The sequence below is a fragment of the Crenobacter sp. CS_VA4 genome, from assembly GCF_055597485.1.
This window is the reverse complement of sequence record NZ_JBVMAE010000049.1, coordinates 1-17018: the sequence shown is the minus strand read 5'-3', so window position 1 is coordinate 17018 and position 17018 is coordinate 1. Positions and strand designations below refer to the sequence as shown.

Annotated in this window: 19 protein-coding genes; 14 read left to right on the top strand and 5 right to left on the bottom strand. The window is 59.0% G+C overall.

Translation table 11 applies throughout. From position 1 onward, the window contains the following. On the top strand, window positions 1-546 hold a 546-nt coding region (locus ACZ2IA_RS21980; protein ID WP_470294731.1), incomplete at its 5' end, for a VTT domain-containing protein. Window positions 547-1015: 469 nt separating this feature from the next. Here the strand turns inward: ACZ2IA_RS21980 and ACZ2IA_RS21975 are convergent. Then, window positions 1016-1225, bottom strand: a complete 210-nt coding sequence (locus ACZ2IA_RS21975) for a dodecin (protein WP_470294730.1) — start codon at window positions 1223-1225, stop codon at window positions 1016-1018. An 850-nt stretch (window positions 1226-2075) separates the two neighbouring features. Further along, entirely contained in the window at window positions 2076-2387 is a 312-nt protein-coding gene (locus tag ACZ2IA_RS21970) for an efflux RND transporter permease subunit (RefSeq protein ID WP_470294729.1), read from the bottom strand. Between the two features lie 473 nt (window positions 2388-2860). Here ACZ2IA_RS21970 and infA point away from each other — a divergent pair, with 473 nt between their 5' ends. The 4 genes from infA (at window position 2861) to ACZ2IA_RS21950 (ending at window position 4658) form a co-directional block, all read left to right on the top strand. Then, on the top strand, window positions 2861-3121 hold the full coding sequence (gene infA / locus ACZ2IA_RS21965; RefSeq protein WP_470294728.1) for a translation initiation factor IF-1: 261 nt from the start codon (window positions 2861-2863) through the stop codon (window positions 3119-3121). A 39-nt stretch (window positions 3122-3160) separates the two neighbouring features. After that, entirely contained in the window at window positions 3161-3340 is a 180-nt protein-coding gene (locus ACZ2IA_RS21960) for a hypothetical protein (RefSeq protein WP_470294726.1), read from the top strand. A 407-nt stretch (window positions 3341-3747) separates the two neighbouring features. Then, window positions 3748-4083 carry a hypothetical protein gene (locus ACZ2IA_RS21955; RefSeq protein WP_470294725.1) on the top strand — a complete coding sequence of 112 codons (336 nt, stop codon included), beginning with the start codon at window positions 3748-3750 and terminating at the stop codon, window positions 4081-4083. Window positions 4084-4211: 128 nt separating this feature from the next. Further along, complete coding sequence (locus ACZ2IA_RS21950; RefSeq protein ID WP_470294724.1) at window positions 4212-4658, top strand: CBS domain-containing protein; 447 nt, start codon at window positions 4212-4214, stop codon at window positions 4656-4658. Window positions 4659-4790: 132 nt separating this feature from the next. On the opposite strand, the gene ACZ2IA_RS21945 is transcribed toward ACZ2IA_RS21950, so the two are convergent. Further along, window positions 4791-4928, bottom strand: coding sequence for a hypothetical protein (locus tag ACZ2IA_RS21945; protein WP_470294723.1), 138 nt, complete (start codon window positions 4926-4928; stop codon window positions 4791-4793). Window positions 4929-5540: 612 nt separating this feature from the next. Between ACZ2IA_RS21945 and ACZ2IA_RS21940 the strand changes: the two genes are divergently transcribed. Continuing rightward, the gene (locus tag ACZ2IA_RS21940) at window positions 5541-6284 is read left to right on the top strand and encodes a phasin family protein (RefSeq protein ID WP_470294722.1); all 744 of its coding nucleotides are present in this window, start codon (window positions 5541-5543) and stop codon (window positions 6282-6284) included. A gap of 418 nt (window positions 6285-6702) precedes the next feature. On the opposite strand, the gene ACZ2IA_RS21935 is transcribed toward ACZ2IA_RS21940, so the two are convergent. Further along, a complete protein-coding gene (locus ACZ2IA_RS21935) occupies window positions 6703-7110 on the bottom strand; it encodes a DCC1-like thiol-disulfide oxidoreductase family protein (protein WP_470294721.1) in 408 nt (135 codons plus the stop codon). 465 nt (window positions 7111-7575) lie between these two features. Here ACZ2IA_RS21935 and ACZ2IA_RS21930 point away from each other — a divergent pair, with 465 nt between their 5' ends. Then, window positions 7576-8034 (top strand): M24 family metallopeptidase, encoded by a 459-nt coding sequence (locus tag ACZ2IA_RS21930; protein ID WP_470294720.1) that lies wholly within the window; start codon window positions 7576-7578, stop codon window positions 8032-8034. Between the two features lie 98 nt (window positions 8035-8132). Here ACZ2IA_RS21930 and ACZ2IA_RS21925 read toward each other — a convergent pair whose 3' ends face one another. Continuing rightward, a complete protein-coding gene (locus ACZ2IA_RS21925; RefSeq protein WP_470294719.1) occupies window positions 8133-9041 on the bottom strand; it encodes a LysR family transcriptional regulator in 909 nt (302 codons plus the stop codon). A 202-nt stretch (window positions 9042-9243) separates the two neighbouring features. On the opposite strand from ACZ2IA_RS21925, the gene glmS reads away from it, so the two are divergent. The 7 genes from glmS (at window position 9244) to ACZ2IA_RS21890 (ending at window position 16736) form a co-directional block, all read left to right on the top strand. Then, window positions 9244-9660, top strand: coding sequence for a methylaspartate mutase subunit S (gene glmS / locus ACZ2IA_RS21920; RefSeq protein WP_470294718.1), 417 nt, complete (start codon window positions 9244-9246; stop codon window positions 9658-9660). Beyond that, window positions 9657-11072 carry a glutamate mutase L gene (locus ACZ2IA_RS21915; protein ID WP_470294717.1) on the top strand — a complete coding sequence of 472 codons (1416 nt, stop codon included), beginning with the start codon at window positions 9657-9659 and terminating at the stop codon, window positions 11070-11072. Before glmS ends, ACZ2IA_RS21915 begins: the two co-directional genes overlap by 4 nt. Then, window positions 11056-12504, top strand: a complete 1449-nt coding sequence (locus ACZ2IA_RS21910; protein WP_470294716.1) for a methylaspartate mutase subunit E — start codon at window positions 11056-11058, stop codon at window positions 12502-12504. Before ACZ2IA_RS21915 ends, ACZ2IA_RS21910 begins: the two co-directional genes overlap by 17 nt. Continuing rightward, window positions 12501-13751, top strand: a complete 1251-nt coding sequence (locus tag ACZ2IA_RS21905; RefSeq protein WP_470294714.1) for a methylaspartate ammonia-lyase — start codon at window positions 12501-12503, stop codon at window positions 13749-13751. The genes ACZ2IA_RS21910 and ACZ2IA_RS21905 overlap by 4 nt, the downstream gene beginning before the upstream one ends. A gap of 86 nt (window positions 13752-13837) precedes the next feature. After that, the gene (locus ACZ2IA_RS21900; protein ID WP_470294713.1) at window positions 13838-15019 is read left to right on the top strand and encodes a CaiB/BaiF CoA transferase family protein; all 1182 of its coding nucleotides are present in this window, start codon (window positions 13838-13840) and stop codon (window positions 15017-15019) included. Further along, window positions 15019-15885, top strand: a complete 867-nt coding sequence (locus ACZ2IA_RS21895; RefSeq protein WP_470294712.1) for an HpcH/HpaI aldolase/citrate lyase family protein — start codon at window positions 15019-15021, stop codon at window positions 15883-15885. Before ACZ2IA_RS21900 ends, ACZ2IA_RS21895 begins: the two co-directional genes overlap by 1 nt. Window positions 15886-16283: 398 nt before the next feature. Then, window positions 16284-16736, top strand: coding sequence for a hypothetical protein (locus ACZ2IA_RS21890; RefSeq protein WP_470294711.1), 453 nt, complete (start codon window positions 16284-16286; stop codon window positions 16734-16736). Window positions 16737-17018 lie beyond the last annotated feature (282 nt).

The following is a 17018-nucleotide window of genomic DNA, read 5'->3' as shown; positions in this document are numbered from 1 at the left end:
TTGTTCCTAGTGGTCTTCTGCGAGACAGGGTTAGTGGTGGCCCCGTTTCTGCCTGGCGATTCATTGCTGTTCGCCGGAGGGGCGCTAGCGGCTAGCGGTGCGCTCAATGAGCATCTGATCGTGGTGACGCTGATCGCCGCAGCCTTCCTCGGCGACAACGCCAACTACTGGGTGGGACGATTGGCAGGTCGTAAGCTATTTGCGAACCCGCAGTCACGACTGTTCCGTCGCGACCATATCGAGCGCACTCAGGCATTTTTCTCACGCCATGGCGGCAAGGCCATCGTGATCGGCCGCTTCCTGCCGATTCTGCGCACCTACGTGCCGTTCGCCGCCGGCAGCCTTGGCACGCCGTATCGGCGTTTCCTGGCACTTTCCCTGCTGGGCTCTTGCTGCTGGGTTCCCTTGTTCGTCTACGGTGGCAGACTCTTCGGCAACCTTCCGGTGGTGGCACAGAATTTTCCGCTGCTCGTGCTTGGCATCATCGGCGTGTCACTGTTGCCGCTAGCGGTCGGGGTGCTGCGTGCACGGATGAGGGCGATTTAATCGCCCCACTAGTGGCAGTTAGGTAGGTATATGCAAACCATCTGTCATCTTGGCAAGCGAACCGAACAGACTCCCGCCGACAATTTCGGCGAACATCATCGCGCCACACTGGCCTGTCCTGGGGTTGATGGACATTCGATTAAGAATCAGTGGGTGTGGCTAGCGTCCGCTTTTGGCCAAGAGCACGTATTCGACAATTGAAGCCGTAACCGGTCGTCGGGAGTCGAACCTGTCAGGCCAGTGATAGCTTTACCACTCATGGTTGAACTGGTGCACTCGGCCAACTTCTGCCGCTCGTGAACCACACAAATAGGGGAGATGAAAGTCCGCAGCAATCCAGAACGGCATTATTCAGAAAAGCTTCGGAGCTACCCCCACTTCGGCCGTGTGAGCCCCCAGAATCAGGGCAATCTTTGGCAACGGCTATGCAAGTCACTCCCCAAACGACCCCGGCCGGGTTACGCCCGGTTCAATCCTCTACACGGAAACCCACCTTCACCGTCACCTGCCAATGGGCTATGGCCCCATCGACGATATGACCGCGTGTCTGCAGCACCTCGAACCAGTCGATGTGCTTCAATGTAACACCGGCCTTAGCGATAGCAGTGCGGATGGCATCGTCGCTGCTCTCAGGGGAAGAGCCGACCAGTTCCACCATCTTGTACACGTGCTTGCTCATGTTGTTCTCCTTGGTGATGACATGGGATGACCCGTCAGCGCAGGTACAACCTCAGCATAGTGACAGTAACGACAACTCCTGGGGCGATTCGATTCGGTCGTGGCGGCCTGCTCCACAGAGAAATGCTTCGGCCATCGCTTACCTTGCCCGCCATCGGTATCGATTTGGTGGTCAGGGAGGGGGACGCATAACCCCCGAAAAATGGTCAATTTTGAACGCGCGCCAGCATTACGGTCGTTAGGCGGTACAGATTCCCAGCATCCACCTAAGTCGAGTTCAAACTTCACGATGGGAATAACTGCTGTTTCGCGTGAAAATCCCGACCTACGTCCAGTAACTCGGCTGTAGCGGAAGGAACACGCTTCGGATCTCCTGAGGCAGCGATGGCCGACCTACTGCCCGTTGAGCTCATTTCAAGGATATCTGCTTCTCTACAGCAGCAGACGTAGGACCGGGCTGATGTCCAACTTCCGCTTGGGGTCGAAAGTACGCGTTCCAGGGGACAGGAAGCAGATGCTCACCATCAGTGAACGAGTGCGTCCGATTACCAGCCGGGAGCGGACGTGTATGTCAGATGTGGTGGAGGGCTGCTATGGCCGGATTCTGTTGAAAAACTCATCCTCACCCTTGCATGAGGCACCTCGAGCCTCAGTGCTGCCTAAAATTTGAGCAAAATCGGCATGATTTTGCTTGTTTTCTAGGCAAGTTCGGACCTGTTTTATGCCGGTTTCAGTCTCCCGCGACCGTGGTCCGAGTTTTTCAACAGAATCAGCTCAAAGCAGACACCCATACCACCTATTAGGACACTCATTCGTCCCTAACTTCATTCGCCCGCTCAGAACGCGCCTGGCTAGCGCCTAAGCATCAACTGGCACGCGGCCGGGATCACGAACAGCGACAGCAACGGCGCGGTGATCATGCCGCCGACCATCGGCGCCGCGATCCGGCTCATCACCTCCGAGCCGGTGCCGCTGCCGACCAGGATCGGCACCAGACCGGCCAGAATCACCGCGACGGTCATCGCCTTCGGCCGCACCCGCTGCACCGCGCCCTCGCAGATCGCGTCGTCCAGACTGGCGGCGTCCAGTTGGCCGAAGGTATCCACCCGGTCGGCCGCGGCCTGCTTCAGGTACAGCAGCATCACCACACCGCCCGCGAGCAAGGTGTTAACCGACAATCCGTCAGGGCCGCTTACTGACCGGGCACACGTTGGAATTGGTGAGACAGTCATCTTTTGGCCGATAGCAGTTATGGAGAAGGATCACCGCCTGCGCCTGCTTTGGCCGAGAAGGTGGTTACCCCCAGAGCCATTGCAAGCTCCTGCTCTTTGCCGGTGCGTTCGATCAAGGATAGTCGAAATGCACAATCATCGGAGTTCACCCGGTAGGGACTGCCCCTTCGGGCTTACCCCACTGGTATAGTGGCGCGCATGTTGTCTCTAAAAGAATTGACAAATCAATAACTTATCGTCAATATGAAAAGCTCTCTTCTCTGACGACCCCACGCGGCCGTCTGCCTCGCTTTAACTGCTGTCACATCGCACGGCAATTTCCGCTCAAGGTTTACGAAGCCATCAGTCACGGCCCTGCATTTGTGCACGTCGTGGCAATCTGCCATTTCAGGATTGGAGCTGCTGTGCCCAAGGAAGACATGATCGAACTGCAAGGCGTTGTCATCGAGATGCTGCCGGAGTCGCGCTTTCGCGTCCGGCTCGATAACAATGTGGTGATACTCGCTTATGGCTCGGGAAAGATGAAACTGCACCGCATACGCGTGCTGCTTGGCGACCGAGTCACGGTGGAAATGTCGCCCTACGATCTCACCAAAGGTCGTATCAATTTCCGCCACCCTACTGCAAAACTAGAACAGGCCTCGCCAGTGCGACGCCGTCATTGAGGGCTATTCAGAAATGGGTAGCCGTAAAGAAAATACCCAATGAAAATCAAAGAACTGAAACAGGGTGACCACATCACCCAGCAAATCGACAATTCGACCATCTCGTTTGAAGTAATGCCCATCCAGCAAATCGGCCGTCATTTCTTAGTGACCTTTAGCTCTGCATTCGGCATCGAAAGCGCCCGCTATCAGGGAGAGGCATGCGTTACCATGGTGTAGGTGCGGAAATAAAAGAAAAGCAATAAACCGCTCCTAGATTTCTAGGCAATTGAATGGCTGCTCCCTGATAGGGAAGCGGCCATTTTTCATCCTAATATCGAATGACCATTTTGGCCGAGGAGCAGTATGCGAGCCCCTACCAGAAGAATTCCGCTCTTCGACCAAAGCTGCCAGTGAAGCCTTGAACTATTTTCTTCCGCTAATGGGCTGTAACTGGTCATTTGCCTTGACCTGCACCAGCACACATCGACAAGTTGGTGAAATGTCTCTGGGCACAGCACTTCTCCAGTCAGTCGCTCTCACAGAGCGATCTTTTCGTTATCGGATTCATCCAAGGCTGTCATAATAGAACAAAGGCATTAATAGTACTATAAGCGATATATACGATTTTTACTTAGGAGAATATCATGCACGTGCTCATGATCATTCTCTTGGGTGCATTAATCGTCCGCCAAGTGTTGGCCCAATTTTACGTGGCACGCTTGCCGATTCTTCAGCAAAGAGGGACTACATTGCTCAGCGAAGAAGTCCGGCGAAAGATAGAGATGCACGATCTACCCCCGCATGTCAGCCCTTTTCCTGAGCCGCGCGAATTGCGTGTGAGGGTGGTACGTCTCTTCGGGCTGGTAATTTGGCGCGAATACCGCGAAATCGCACTCCCGGCCGAAGCCTGCTATCGCCTAAATGCCATTGCCTCGTCCGAATTCAATGCTCAGTTCCCAAGCCGATTCCGGGTTATCTGACTGGACATCAGTGGCGGGCATTTTTGGAACATATTGCAACAACGCCGCAATGCGCACACAAGGGGGAGCAAACGGGTATGGCGATTGCTAAAATCAGACTGCCAGCGTAAACCCGTAAGGAGGATACGATGAGAGTCTCAGAAGCAATGACGCGCGACGTGCGCCTGATCGATCCGGACAACAGTCTGCTGGATGCCGCTCGCATCATGGCCGAGGCCGAGATCGGCGTGCTGCCGGTGCGCGATAACGATCGTCTGGTCGGCATCGTAACCGACCGCGACATCGTGGTACGCGCGCTGGCGCAGGGCAAGGCCGCCGACGCCAAGGTTCGCGATGTGATGAGCCAGGACTTGAAATACTGCTACGAGGACGAAGATCTGGACGAAGTCGCAATCAACATGGCCGACATCCAGGTGCGACGCCTGCCGGTGCTCAGCCGCGACAAACGACTGGTCGGCATCCTGTCGCTGTGCGACGTGGCGACGCACGAAAACCGTTCGGTGGCCGGCAAGGCGATCTGTGGGATTTCAGAGCGTCAGTCGGCGCACACTTACCGCGGCAGCAAGCCGCATTAAGTATCAAAAAGCCCGCCCAACAGCGGAAATGTCGTTCACTTAAGCGACGGTCATTCTTTCCCCTGTCCCCTCTCCCATTCATGGGAGAGGGGTACTTCCCGGCCAAACCAACAGTCAAGCCCCCCTCTCCCGCTAGCGGGAGAGGGTCATGTACGTGAAGATCTTCCCGCCCAGATAGGCAGAGGACTGATCGTCCCAGTGCGTCATGATCAGCCTGGCCTCAATTGTGGAAAGAAGCAACAGACGGAACTGCTCGAGCTTGCCAGGCATCACCGTGAGCTCGTTGGTAAGGGCTGCAAGAATTGCAAAAACCAACTATCGGTTTGCCCGCAATCGCTTGACCAATACAGGTGCTGTCTTACGTGATGGGGGGGAAAGCGGCCGTTCACCTTGAGTCTCAACTCAGTGACAGGTATGTAGTGCATTGCGGACAAAGATGACACAGAGCCCGACTGGCAGCTCTGGCCGATGAGCTGGAACTGGGTTGGCTTTCCCCAACGTCAGCCTCCTGGGGAGCAGCGCCCCCTCGACCGAGCTGTTTCACTGCTCAGGAAATGGCAGCAACTGGCCCGGTTCGCGACCGTCGCATTTTGGCAGCCTTGGCCTTGGCTCATTGGTCTCCCCAGTGGATTGAAGTGACCGGCCGGGGCGTAGCACCCGACCGGCCGCGGCCTCTCGTTTTCCAGGCCGGCAGCAGCCGGCCTTTGTCTATAAAGGTGTCGTTTCCCGGCCGCACCGGTCACTCTACTTAAGTCCGAATGTACGAAAGTCAATGGTTCCTGGCGCTAAGCGCAGGGCGTGCTACATTGTGTTGGTGTTGTGCACTGCAGCACCCTGTCATTCCGATGATGATCCACGTCACAATTTAAAGAGGCCAACTAGATGTCCGCTACAAACGAGCAATGGAGCAAACTTTCCTTCACCGGTCTGGAAACTGCACTGCGTTTCGCCCAGGTTTCCTTCGACGGCGCTGAGCGCCTCGTGAAGTTGAACCTCGATATTTCCAAACAATCTCTAGAAGAAAACGTCAAGGCAGTACGCGAACTGTCCGGTGTGTCTGATCCGCAAGAAGTGTTCAACCGCGTCAGCGAGATTGCCAGCCAAGCGTTTGAGCAGGCTGTGAACAATTCGCGCAATGTGTACGAAATCGTTTCGTGCACTCGAGCCGAACTTACCCGACTGGCCGGGGAAAACTCAGGTGTCATCAAAGCCTGGGCCGCCTCCATCGAAGATCTCGCCAAGAACACCCCGGCCGGTTCCGATGTTGCCCTCGACACCATGAAAAACACCATCACTGCAACTACCACTGCCTTGAGCAACTTCAACCAGGTTGCCGAGCAGGTCACTGTCATTGCCGAAACAGGAGTGAAGGCTGCCTCCACCGCGACTACCGAAGCCGTGAAGACCGCCACCATCGAAACTACCGAAGCGATGGAGACCGCTGCCACCGAGATTACCGAAGCGTTGGAGACCGCCACCTCCGAGACGACCAAAGCAGTGGAGACCGCCGTCACCGAGATTACCGAAGCGGTGAAGACTGCAGCCACCGCGACCGAGACCACCGAGACCGCCCCCGCCGCGACTACCAAAGCGGCGAAGGTCACCGCGAAGCGTTCTGGTAGCTAAGCAGACAACGACTCATCTTGTTCTAACGCCAACTCGCGATCGAATCCTGAGCGGTGCAAAAATACGACCAGTCTGTGCGTGAGAGGGTAAAACAATTGCTTCGGTCGCTGATGCGATTGGTAAGCTCACCAATGGCCGCAAAGTCTCGCGGCCATTGTCTATTCTATTCTGGGTCGAGGTGGTTGATAGTCCGGTAGCAAACCCATTCAGGCAACTACGATCATCCGCTTTCGGGCCGGCATGAGACTTTTCGCCGATGACGTTTCGACCTTCCGCTCATCGGCCTTCTGGAAAACCTTCCATAAGGCCGATTATGCAAAGCCGTCGATTATGGAAAGTAGCGGGGAGAGCCAGTGCCCAGAGGTTAAGCCGAGCCGCGAAGTGGATTCGGCTTGAATGAATTGTTTGGGGCGCCCAGTCAGAACCTGTCATTACCGCTGATCTTTAAATTGTTGATCTTTGTTATGCCAAGAATCTTCAGAAGCAAATTCCGACACGCTTTCAGAATCGGATAGAGGACCTTCGATACGTTACGTGAACGAAAAGACCAGAACGCCAAGCGGTTGAAGAAGCCCCTATTGGTGCCCATGAGCGCAAGAACATGGATAGCATCTGGGCCGTAGTAAAGCTCTGTGCCAATTTTCACGACCATTCCTTGGTCGATATCGAGGCCAGCAGCAGTAATCTCTTCCATGACGGGGCCGCCATCCCGAGCATCAATAAGAACGAGACGCCCCACCGACTCTCGAATGCGAACGAGGTTGCAATAGTAGTCGCAGGCCGGGCATTGCTTGTCGTATACAATTAGAATATCGCCGTCACTCATCGGCACCCCCTAACAGTGTTTATGCGGAAACGAGCGCCTGGATATTAGTTGATATTGATGACAGCATTATCGTAACCCAAGCCCATGTTTTTCATTAACTTTGCCATGCCCGGGTCCCGTATAACAACCCATAATCTACCGGATGCCAGAACCGAGCTTACACCTTGACTGCTATCTATGACTGCTCGCACCGGCCGGTTTGGCCGAAGTGGGGACGGTTGAACTGCTCACCCCGACTTCCGTTCTTCGGCCTTTGCCGACGTTCAAATGCCAAGCCGTTTAGGTCTGCAATGTCTTTGATACCAGTCGTTCAGGGTCGGGCCGCGCTGAACGGCAGCTTCTCGATTTGGCGAACGCAAACATCGTTCCGCAGACGGCCGATTGCCGGAATGATTGAGTCGTCATTCAAGTGAGCCAAAGCCACTGGCAGCAAAGGCCGGTGACCTGTCGCAGGAACTGCTTACCGTGTTCGATACCGATCTGGTTGGCCCCTATGGATATTGCGCCGATATTTCCCGGACCTGGACCGTCGGCCACGTTCGCCCGACCGACAACCAACGCCGCCTTTATGCCGCTGCGTACATCCAGCTGCATACCAACATGGACCCGTTGCGGCCGGGCATGACGTTCCGGGAGTTCGCCGAGCGCAGCTGGAAGATGCCGGGCGAGTACCTGAAGAACCGCTATAGCTGCCTCGTGCACGGCATCGGCATGGTGGATGAATATCCGTCGGTTGCGTACTACATCGATTGGGACAGCTGCGGGTATGACGGCAAATTCGAAAGCGGAATGACGTTGTGCGTTGAAAGCTACATCGGCGCAGAAGGTGGCGAAGAAGGCGTCAAGCTCGAACAACAGGTGCTGCTGACGGAAGCTGGATGCACACCGCTTTCTACGTTCCCGTTCGAAACCGATTGGCTCTAGGCATCAGGGCGATAACGCACGGCGTGCGTTATCGCCGGATCGATTAACTACTTGGGCCCATGAGTCCGGTATACGGGGCAGCTTTCCCGCTACCGGGCTTATGCATTGTTGGTTCCCCGGTAGCCAATGGCTTGGGCGATCAGCCAGTCGCGGAAGTTCTGGAGCGATGCCGATTTGGCTTTATTTTCCGGGTAGACCAGGTAGTAGCCCCGCTGGCTTTGCAGCGATATCGGGCATGGAATCACCAGTTCCCGCGCCGCGATCTCGCCCAGCACGAAGAAGCGGGGCACCAGCGCCACCCCCAGTCCTGCGCGCGCCGCCTCCACCAGCATCGAGAACAACTCATAGCGCGGCCCGCGCAAAGCATTCACGTTTGGCACTCCCGCCGCTCCAAACCACTCACGCCATGCATCGGGCCGGGCCGATTGGTGTAGCAAGGGCTTTTGCGCGAGCTGCTCGGGGCTAATGGCCGTAGCGCCCCCAAGCAGGCTAACGGCACACACCGGCACCATTTCCTCCCCAAACAGGTATTCCGATTCCGCCCCTGGCCACACGGCTTCGCCAAAATGAATGGCGGCGTCGAACGGGGTGTCGGTGAAGATGAATGGCTCGGCGCGGGTGGTCATGTTGAGCGTGATGGTGGGGTGCCCGGCCTGGAAGTTTGCCATGCGCGGTATCAGCCAACGCGTGGCGAAGGTCGGAATCACCGCAAGCTCCAGGACGTCCCCCATTCCCTGGTGTGCCATCACGGACAAGGTGTCGCGTTCCAGTTGCAACAAGCTGGACCGGACCTGCTTGGCATACGTTTCGCCTGCTGCCGACAGGGTGACGCGCTTCTTGACACGGTTGAACAGCGGCACCCCCAAAAAGTCCTCAAGCGCTGCTATCTGACGGCAGACCGCACTCTGCGTCAAAGACAGCTCCTCGGCGGCTCGCGTGAAGCTTTGGTGTCTGGCCGCCGTTTCAAACGCAATCAGCAACTCCGTGCCCGGAATTTTTCTACGCATCGAGTTAGTTCCAAATTCGCACTATGTGCTGAATATACATCGTTTGCTCAGCGTTTAACCCCTTATATACATTGCTATCAACAGATAACTCAAATTCGCCACAAGCACTTGGTTGCGCGTTTCGCACCAACTAGGTGGTTACGTGCGGCGTGGCTCGGTCTGCTGTAGTGCATGGCGTGAACTCAAGAGAATGGAAGCAAACATGGAAGAGTCAAGAATTGTTCTGGGCGTAATCGGATCGGATTGCCATGCTGTCGGCAACAAGATTATCGAGAACGTACTGTCGCGCGAGGGCTTTCAGGTGGTCAACCTGGGCGTCATGGTGAGCCAGGATGAGTTCATCGATGCGGCGATCGAGACCGGCGCTCGCGCAATCTTGGTCTCTTCCATTTACGGCCACGGCGAAATCGACTGCGCCGGCTTCCGCGGGCGCTGCCTCGAACGCGGCCTCGACAAGATCGTGCTCTACGTGGGCGGCAATCTGGTCATCGGCAAACGCGAGTTCAGCGAAGTCGAGACCTTGTTCAAGGACATGGGCTACGACCGCGTCTTTCCGCCGACGGCCGATCTGCTGGAGGTCGCCGGGCACCTGAAACTCGACATCAAGGCCCGCATATGATCGTCGCTACCCTGGATATCGGTTCGACCTGGACCAAGGGCGCAACCTTCTCGGTGGATGGCAGTCGGGTTCGGTTGCAAAAGCGCGCGGCCAGGCCGACTAGCGTCGCCAATCTGAGCGAAGCCTTTTTTGCGGTGCTGGAGGAGATCACGGTCGGCGATCCGCTCGCGATGCTGCGCAATGGCATGCTCAAGTTGCGCTACACCTCGTCCGCCAAGGGCGGGCTGGCGGTCGCGGCGATCGGGCTGGTGCCGGATGTGACGCTGGAGATCGGCAAGATTGCCGCGCAATCGGCCGGTGCCAAGCTCACCCAGGTGTTTGCCTACACCCTGACCCGCCAGGACATCGCCAAGCTCGGACAAAATCCGCCGGACATCCTGCTGTTTGCCGGCGGTACCGACGGCGGCAATACCGACTACGTGCTGGCCAATGCGCGGGCCATCGCCGACTCGGACATCGCGTGCGACATCGTCTACGCCGGTAACCGGGCGATCGCCGACGAGGTGGCCGCCATTCTGGCGCACAAGCGCTTGCAGGTGGTCGCCAATCTGCTGCCCGATTTCAACGAGCCGAACCCCGATCCGGCGCGCGACGCGATCCGCAACATCTTTCTCGACACGATCGTCAAGGGCAAGGGCCTGGACGCGATCATGGCGCTGACCGGCTCGGAGCCCCTGCCGACGCCGTTCGCCGTGCTCGAATACACGCGGGCGATCCATCAGCACGTGTCGGGCTGGGACGATTTCCTGTTGTTCGACATGGGCGGTGCGACCACTGATGTCTACTCGGCGCACCGCGAGCGTCCGATTGCCGGCGTGGTGCGCCGCGGCTTGCCCGAGCCCGAAGTCAAGCGCACGGTCGAGGGCGACTTGGGCATGCGCGTATCGTCCCAAGCGGTGTGCCGGGTCGGCACCGCTGCGCTGACCGAGGCCCTTGCCGCGACTGGCATCGACAAGGCTACGCTCGCGCATTATGCCGACCGCCTTACGGTGCAACCTGACTACTTGCCGAACAATTACAGCGATCAGCGTCTCGACACGCTGCTGGCCGGCTTGTGTGTCGGGCATGCCGCCGCGCGGCACGTCGGGCGCATGGCGCCGGTGTATACCCCCGACGGCGAAGTCAAGGTGCAGGTGGGGCGCAATCTATCCCGCGTCGCCAAAGTGATCGGATCGGGCGGCTGGCTGGCGCGGGCGACCGATTTCGCGCCGGCCGACTGGTTCTCCGACCATATCGTCGATAACCGCGGCCGTACCGTGCTGCTACCAAGCCAGTTCGATTACTACCGCGACGAACAATACCTGTTTCCATTGCTGGCCAATCTGGCACGCGAAGTGCCGCCAGCGGCCGCCCAGGCCGGAATTGATCTGCTGGTCGAACAATCGAGGAAAGAACATGCAGCAGTTGCGTAACCAGAAGCTGGATATGGACACCTTTCTGAGCGAACGCGCGGTCGTGGCTCAGACCTGGCCGACGGGCAAGGAGGTCGATTTCGAGGAGGGGGTGCGCTACCAGTTGGCAATCCCCGAGCGCAAGCGCTTCTCCAGCGCGCTGGCCAAGGCCGATCGCGAAGGGCACACGCTGCGCCAGCCCCGCGCCGGGGTGGCGTTGGTCGATGAACACATCAAGCTGCTGCAGTACCTCGAAGAATCGTGCGACGTGCTGCCGACCACGATCGACGCCTACACCCGCCTCAATCACTACGAGAAGGCGGCGGAGGGCGTCGCCCGCTCGCTGGCGGCCGGGACGTCCTTGCTGAACGGTTTTCCCGCGGTCAATCATGGGCTGCACGAATGCCGTCGTGTGGTCGAGTCTTTGCAGAAGCCGGTCCAGGTGCGCCACGGCACGCCGGACGCCCGGCTGTTGGCCGATATCACGCTGGCCGCCGGTTTCACCGCCTACGAGGGCGGCGGGATCTCCTATAACGTCCCGTACGCCAAGAAGGTGCCGCTCGAACTGTCGTTGCGCCATTGGCAGTACTGCGACCGTCTGATCGGGCTCTACGAGGAACACGGCGTGCGTATCAATCGTGAGCCGTTCGGCCCGCTGTCCGCGACCTTGGTCCCGCCTTTCGTGTCGCATTCCATCATGATCATCGAGGGCCTGTTGGCGCTGGAGCAGGGTTGCAAGTGCATTACCTTGGGCTATGGCCAGGCCGGCAACCTGATCCAGGATATCGCCGCGATCCGCTCGCTGCGCGAATTGGGCCACGAGTATTTCCAGGCGGCCGGCTTCACCGACTATCAGATCAGCACCGTTTTCCACCAGTGGATGGGCGGCTTCCCCGAGAACGAATCCGGTGCGTTTTCCGTGATTTGCTGGGGCAGTGCCATGGCGGCCTTGTCCGGCGCTACCAAACTGATCGTCAAAACACCGCACGAGGCCAGCGGTGTCCCGACCAAAGAGGCCAATAAGCAGGGGCTCGACGCCACCACGCAGATCCTGAATATGGTGCGCGAGCAGGCATTCCCCGCAAACCCGGTGCTCGACCAGGAAGTCGAACTCATCAAGCGCGAGGTCCGGGCGGTGCTGTCCAAGGTGTTCGAACTGGGTGAGGGCGATATCGCCGTGGGCACCGTCCGCGCGTTTGAAGCCGGGGTGCTCGACGTGCCATTTGCGCCCGCCACCTGCAACGCCGGGAAACTGCTGCCGGTCCGCGACAACGTCGGTGCGATCCGCTTGTTCGACCCCGGCAAGGTGCCGCTGCCGGACGATGTGCTGACCTACCACCACGACAAGATTTCAGAGCGCGCCAAAGCGGAAAAGCGGGCCGCGTCCTTCCAGATGGTCGTGGATGACATTTATGCCGTTTCCAAGAGCAGACTGATCGGGAGACCCCAATGAATATCGTCCAGGCCCTTTTCGTCCCAGGCTATTCCTCATTTTATTTCGACGACCAACAAGCGATCAAAAATGGCGCCGGGCACGACGGCTTCGTCTACCTCGGCCAACCCATCACCAAAGGATTCCAAACCGTTCGCCAGGCCGGCGAGTGCGTGTCGGTCATGCTGCTCTTGGAGAATGGGGCGGTGGCGATCGGCGATTGTGCCGCCGTGCAATACTCCGGCGCCGGCGGTCGCGACCCGCTGTTCCTGGCCAAGGACTTCATCCCCTTCCTGGAATGCCACATCAAGCCGCTACTGGAAGGCCGCTCGGTGGCGAGTTTCCTCGCCAATGCCCGCTACTTCGATACGCTGGAGATCGAAGGGCAGCGGCTGCACACCGCACTCCGCTATGGCATCACGCAGGCCCTGCTCGACGCCAGTGCGCTGGCCCGCCAGGTGACCAAGACCGAAATCCTGCTCGAGGAATACGGGTTGCCGTTCATCGCGGCGCCCATCCCGCTGTTCGCGCAGAGCGGCGACGATCGCTACAGCGCCGTGGACAAGATGCTGCTCAAGCGCGTCGATGCGCTGCCGCACGGCTTGATCAACAACGTGCCGGACAAGCTCGGTTTCCAGGGCGAAAAGCTCGTAGCCTACATCCGCTGGCTGGCCAACCGCGTCGAGCAGCTACGGCCGGACAGCAGTTACCGGCCGACCCTGCACATCGATGTGTACGGCACCATCGGCCTGATTTTCGATAACGATCCGACCATGGTGGCCGATTACATCGCCAGCCTGGAACAAGCGGCCGGGTCGCTCGAGCTGTACATCGAAGGCCCGGTCGATGTCGGCAGCAAAGACGCGCAGATCGAGGCAATGGCCAATATCACGCGCCGCCTGCAGCAAATCGGCTCGCCGGTCAAGCTGGTCGCCGACGAGTGGTGCAATACCTTTGAGGACATCGTCGACTTCACCGCGGCGCAATGCTGCCACATGGTGCAGATCAAGACCCCGGATCTCGGCGGCATTCACAATATCGTGAGCTCGGTGTTGCACTGCCAGCAGCATGGCATGGAGGCCTATCAAGGCGGCACGTGCAACGAGACCGACGTCTCGGCGCGCACTTGCGTCCACCTGGCGCTGGCCGCACGGCCGATGCGCCTGCTGGTCAAACCCGGCATGGGGTTCGACGAAGGCATGAACATCGTAAATAACGAAATGCAGCGCACCATCGCGCTGATCCAGGCAAGACGGGCGGCTGAATAAGCAGCGACGAGCAAACCTGTCCCCCTCCAATGGCGCGTTAAGCGCGTTGTCATTGCGGGGAAACCTGTTCACTCGAAGGAATCACCATGACACGCCCGCTGGATGGCATCACCGTTATTTCCCTGGAGCACGCGATAGCAGCCCCGTTCTGCACCCGCCAGCTTGCCGATCTTGGCGCGCGGGTGATCAAAGTCGAGCGCCCTGGCGCGGGTGACTTCGCCCGTGCCTATGACCAGCGTGTCAACGGCGAGGCCTCGCATTTCGTCTGGGTCAACCGTTCCAAGGAGAGCCTGACCCTGGACCTCAAGCAGCCGGCTGCGCTGCAGGCGCTGCTGGAACTGATTGCAAGTGCGGACGTGTTGGTGCAGAACCTCGCGCCTGGTGCCGCCACCCGCATGGGCCTGGCCGCCGAAACGCTGCAGGCGAAATACCCATCGCTGATCGTTTGCGACATTTCCGGCTATGGCGAGGACGGCCCGTATCGGGACAAGAAGGCGTACGACCTGCTGATCCAGAGCGAAGCCGGCTTCCTGTCGATCACCGGGACCCCGGACGATCCCTGCAAGTCCGGGATTTCGATTGCCGACATCGCCGCCGGCATGTACGCCTACACCTCGATTCTGGCTGCGCTGTTGCAACGTGGCAAAACCGGCAAGGGCTCGCACATCGATGTGTCGATGCTGGAGGCGCTGGGCGAGTGGATGGGGTTTCCGATGTACTACGCCTATCAGGGCGCTGCGCAACCGCCGCGCAGCGCGGCTGCCCACGCAACGATTTTTCCGTACGGGCCATTCCCGGTTGGCGACGGCGGCACCGTGATGCTGGGCCTGCAGAACGAGCGTGAATGGCGGACCTTCTGCGAACGCGTGCTGGCCCAGCCGGATCTGGCGGAGGCGCCCAGCTTCGCCAGCAATGCGCGACGTAACGAAAACCGCGAAGCGCTGCGCGCCATCATCGTCGAGACCTTCAAGACGCTCAGCACTCAGCAGGTGCAGGAGCGGCTCGACGCGGCCCAGATCGCCAACGCCCGGATGAACGACATGGCCGGCCTGTGGAATCACGCACAGCTGCAGGCGCGTCAGCGCTGGCGCGAGGTCGAATCGCCGGCCGGCGTGATACCGGCGTTGCTTCCGCCAGGGCGCCATAGCGCGTTCGAGTACCGGATGGACCCGATCCCGGCCGTCGGCGAGCACTCCGAAGCCATTCTGCGCTCTCTCGGCAGAACCGATGCGGACATCGAAGCGTTGCGGACGGCGGGAGCGATCTAATGGCGACGGCTGTGAACATGCAACATTCATTGGCACTGGCACGCACCTTCCTGTTTGTACCGGCCGACCGTCCGGAGCGGTATTCGCGCGCGCTCAGCGCCGGCCCTGGTGCGGTGGTCATCGACCTGGAAGACGCGGTGGCGCCAGAGCGCAAGCCTGAGGCGCGCCAGTCCCTGGCCGAAGGATTCACGGCCCTGGCCGCCGAGGAGCGCAGCCGCATCCTGATGCGGGTGAACGCCTTTGCTAGCCGATGGCACGACGAAGATCGCGCGCTGGTGGCGCGGCTAGCGCAGCAGGGCCTCGGCGGGGTGATGGTGCCCAAAGCCGAGAGCGCGGCTGATCTGCTACCGATGGCCGAGGCCATTGGCAAGGATGGAGCGCTGATTCCACTGATCGAGTCCGGCAAAGGGCTGGATGCGATCGACGAGATATCTCGCGCGCCTCAAGTCCTCCGCCTTGCTTTTGGGCATCTCGATTTCCAGGCCGACCTGGGATTGTCTTGTGATGCCGAGGAGCTAGAGCTCGTTTCGGTCCGTCTGATGTTCGTGCTGGCAACCCGTCGGGCGGGTTTAGCCACGCCGATCGATGGCGTCACGGTGGACTGGAAGGACCACGAACGCCTGGAGCAGGACGCTCTGCGTGCTCGACGTGGCGGCTTTGGCGCCAAGCTCTGTATTCACCCAGCGCAACTGCCAATTGTACATAAAGCCCTAGGGCCGACCGCTGAAGAGGTAACTTGGGCAAGGCGTGTGGTGGAGGCTGCAAAGGCGGCCGCAGGAGGCGTCGTCAGCCTGGACGGTCGAATGGTTGATATGCCGGTGGTGCTGCTTGCGCAACGAATACTTTCGCTCGATGAGCAGGGGTAGTATCCATGGCTGCTCCTACCTCAAAGCGGCTGGCAAGTCATGCCGTGTTCGAATGGCTGCAATGGGTCGGGAGTACACGTTCCCAGGTGTAGAAAGCCGACGTTCGACGTCGGCGGCAGTGAGATGGCTGGTATGAGTCTCAGAGCAGCCGCTCATGGCTGATGGGGCGATGGACCGCTTCGGCCGAGAAACAGCCATTGGTGCTGGGGAAGCCCGCAGCCTTCGAGTGAACTTCGGCGTGAGGGTCGGGAGAGTCCACGGTTCTAGGGACAGTCCAATGCTCCTTCACGACGCAGGAGGATACAGGCCCATATATCGCGTTGGCTGAGCGCGTAGGCTCAAGAACAGCTTGTAGCAACCGATAAAATCACATCGTCTTTTTTAATAGAAAATAGCCAGTGAATTTGACTAAACGCGCGCTGTTGCCGGCTCTGTGCTTCGCCCTGCTGGTCTCCGGCTGCCAGAAAAACGACGGGCCTGATGCGGCGGCAGGTAGCGCCTCTGGCGCAGGAGCGCCGGCGCTCACGGCATCGAGCGCTGCAACCTCCGCTCCGACCACGCCGCAAACCACGGTCGCGACCCCGCCTCAGCCTTCTTCATCGACTGCGCCCCAAAACAGTGCGAATGGCTTGCAGCGGGTCCGCTTCGACGACCTGTTCGCTCGCAACAGCGATGGCAGCTTCACGCCGAAAGCGCCCGTGGAAATCAACGGTGTCAGCATGGGTCCGGGCGTGACCTTTACCGAGGGTGTCCAGTTCGGTGGGGTCGACCTGGCGAAAATGGCGGGCCACGACTTCGCCGTTCGCCAGCTGCCGAATGGCGCATACTCACTTGAGCGCGTGTTCAACTGACCATCGTCTGCAAGCCACTCTAGATGAAAACGGCCCCTCTGCTGAGGGGCCGTCGGAGTGATGTTTTAACAGATGACCAGTGCTCGAGGGCTGGATCCCCGGATACTCTGCTCTTAGAGCCTGTTCAGGATCTTTTGAGCAGCAGGATGAGGAAAGCCAAGTGGATGAACTGCAAGCTGGTATTGAGTTTCCACTCGCAGTTCTTTGATCGGAAAAAATAAAGTCTGTTATGACGAGTAGCAGCAATGCACTGATAAATAATGGCTTTATGCAAACCCAAGC

Bases quoted from the DNA above. Each gene is read 5' to 3' on its own strand.
- ACZ2IA_RS21895 (WP_470294712.1), top strand. From the start codon at position 15,019: ATGGCGACGGCTGTGAACATGCAACATTCATTGGCACTGGCACGCACC.
- ACZ2IA_RS21975 (WP_470294730.1), bottom strand. From the start codon at position 1,225: ATGAGCAAGCACGTGTACAAGATGGTGGAACTGGTCGGCTCTTCCCCT.
- ACZ2IA_RS21940 (WP_470294722.1), top strand. From the start codon at position 5,541: ATGTCCGCTACAAACGAGCAATGGAGCAAACTTTCCTTCACCGGTCTG.
- ACZ2IA_RS21900 (WP_470294713.1), top strand. From the start codon at position 13,838: ATGACACGCCCGCTGGATGGCATCACCGTTATTTCCCTGGAGCACGCG.
- ACZ2IA_RS21945 (WP_470294723.1), bottom strand. From the start codon at position 4,928: ATGCCTGGCAAGCTCGAGCAGTTCCGTCTGTTGCTTCTTTCCACAATT.
- ACZ2IA_RS21905 (WP_470294714.1), top strand. From the start codon at position 12,501: ATGAATATCGTCCAGGCCCTTTTCGTCCCAGGCTATTCCTCATTTTAT.
- ACZ2IA_RS21950 (WP_470294724.1), top strand. From the start codon at position 4,212: ATGAGAGTCTCAGAAGCAATGACGCGCGACGTGCGCCTGATCGATCCG.
- ACZ2IA_RS21910 (WP_470294716.1), top strand. From the start codon at position 11,056: ATGCAGCAGTTGCGTAACCAGAAGCTGGATATGGACACCTTTCTGAGC.
- ACZ2IA_RS21955 (WP_470294725.1), top strand. From the start codon at position 3,748: ATGCACGTGCTCATGATCATTCTCTTGGGTGCATTAATCGTCCGCCAA.
- ACZ2IA_RS21915 (WP_470294717.1), top strand. From the start codon at position 9,657: ATGATCGTCGCTACCCTGGATATCGGTTCGACCTGGACCAAGGGCGCA.
- glmS (WP_470294718.1), top strand. From the start codon at position 9,244: ATGGAAGAGTCAAGAATTGTTCTGGGCGTAATCGGATCGGATTGCCAT.
- ACZ2IA_RS21935 (WP_470294721.1), bottom strand. From the start codon at position 7,110: ATGAGTGACGGCGATATTCTAATTGTATACGACAAGCAATGCCCGGCC.
- ACZ2IA_RS21960 (WP_470294726.1), top strand. From the start codon at position 3,161: ATGAAAATCAAAGAACTGAAACAGGGTGACCACATCACCCAGCAAATC.
- ACZ2IA_RS21925 (WP_470294719.1), bottom strand. From the start codon at position 9,041: ATGCGTAGAAAAATTCCGGGCACGGAGTTGCTGATTGCGTTTGAAACG.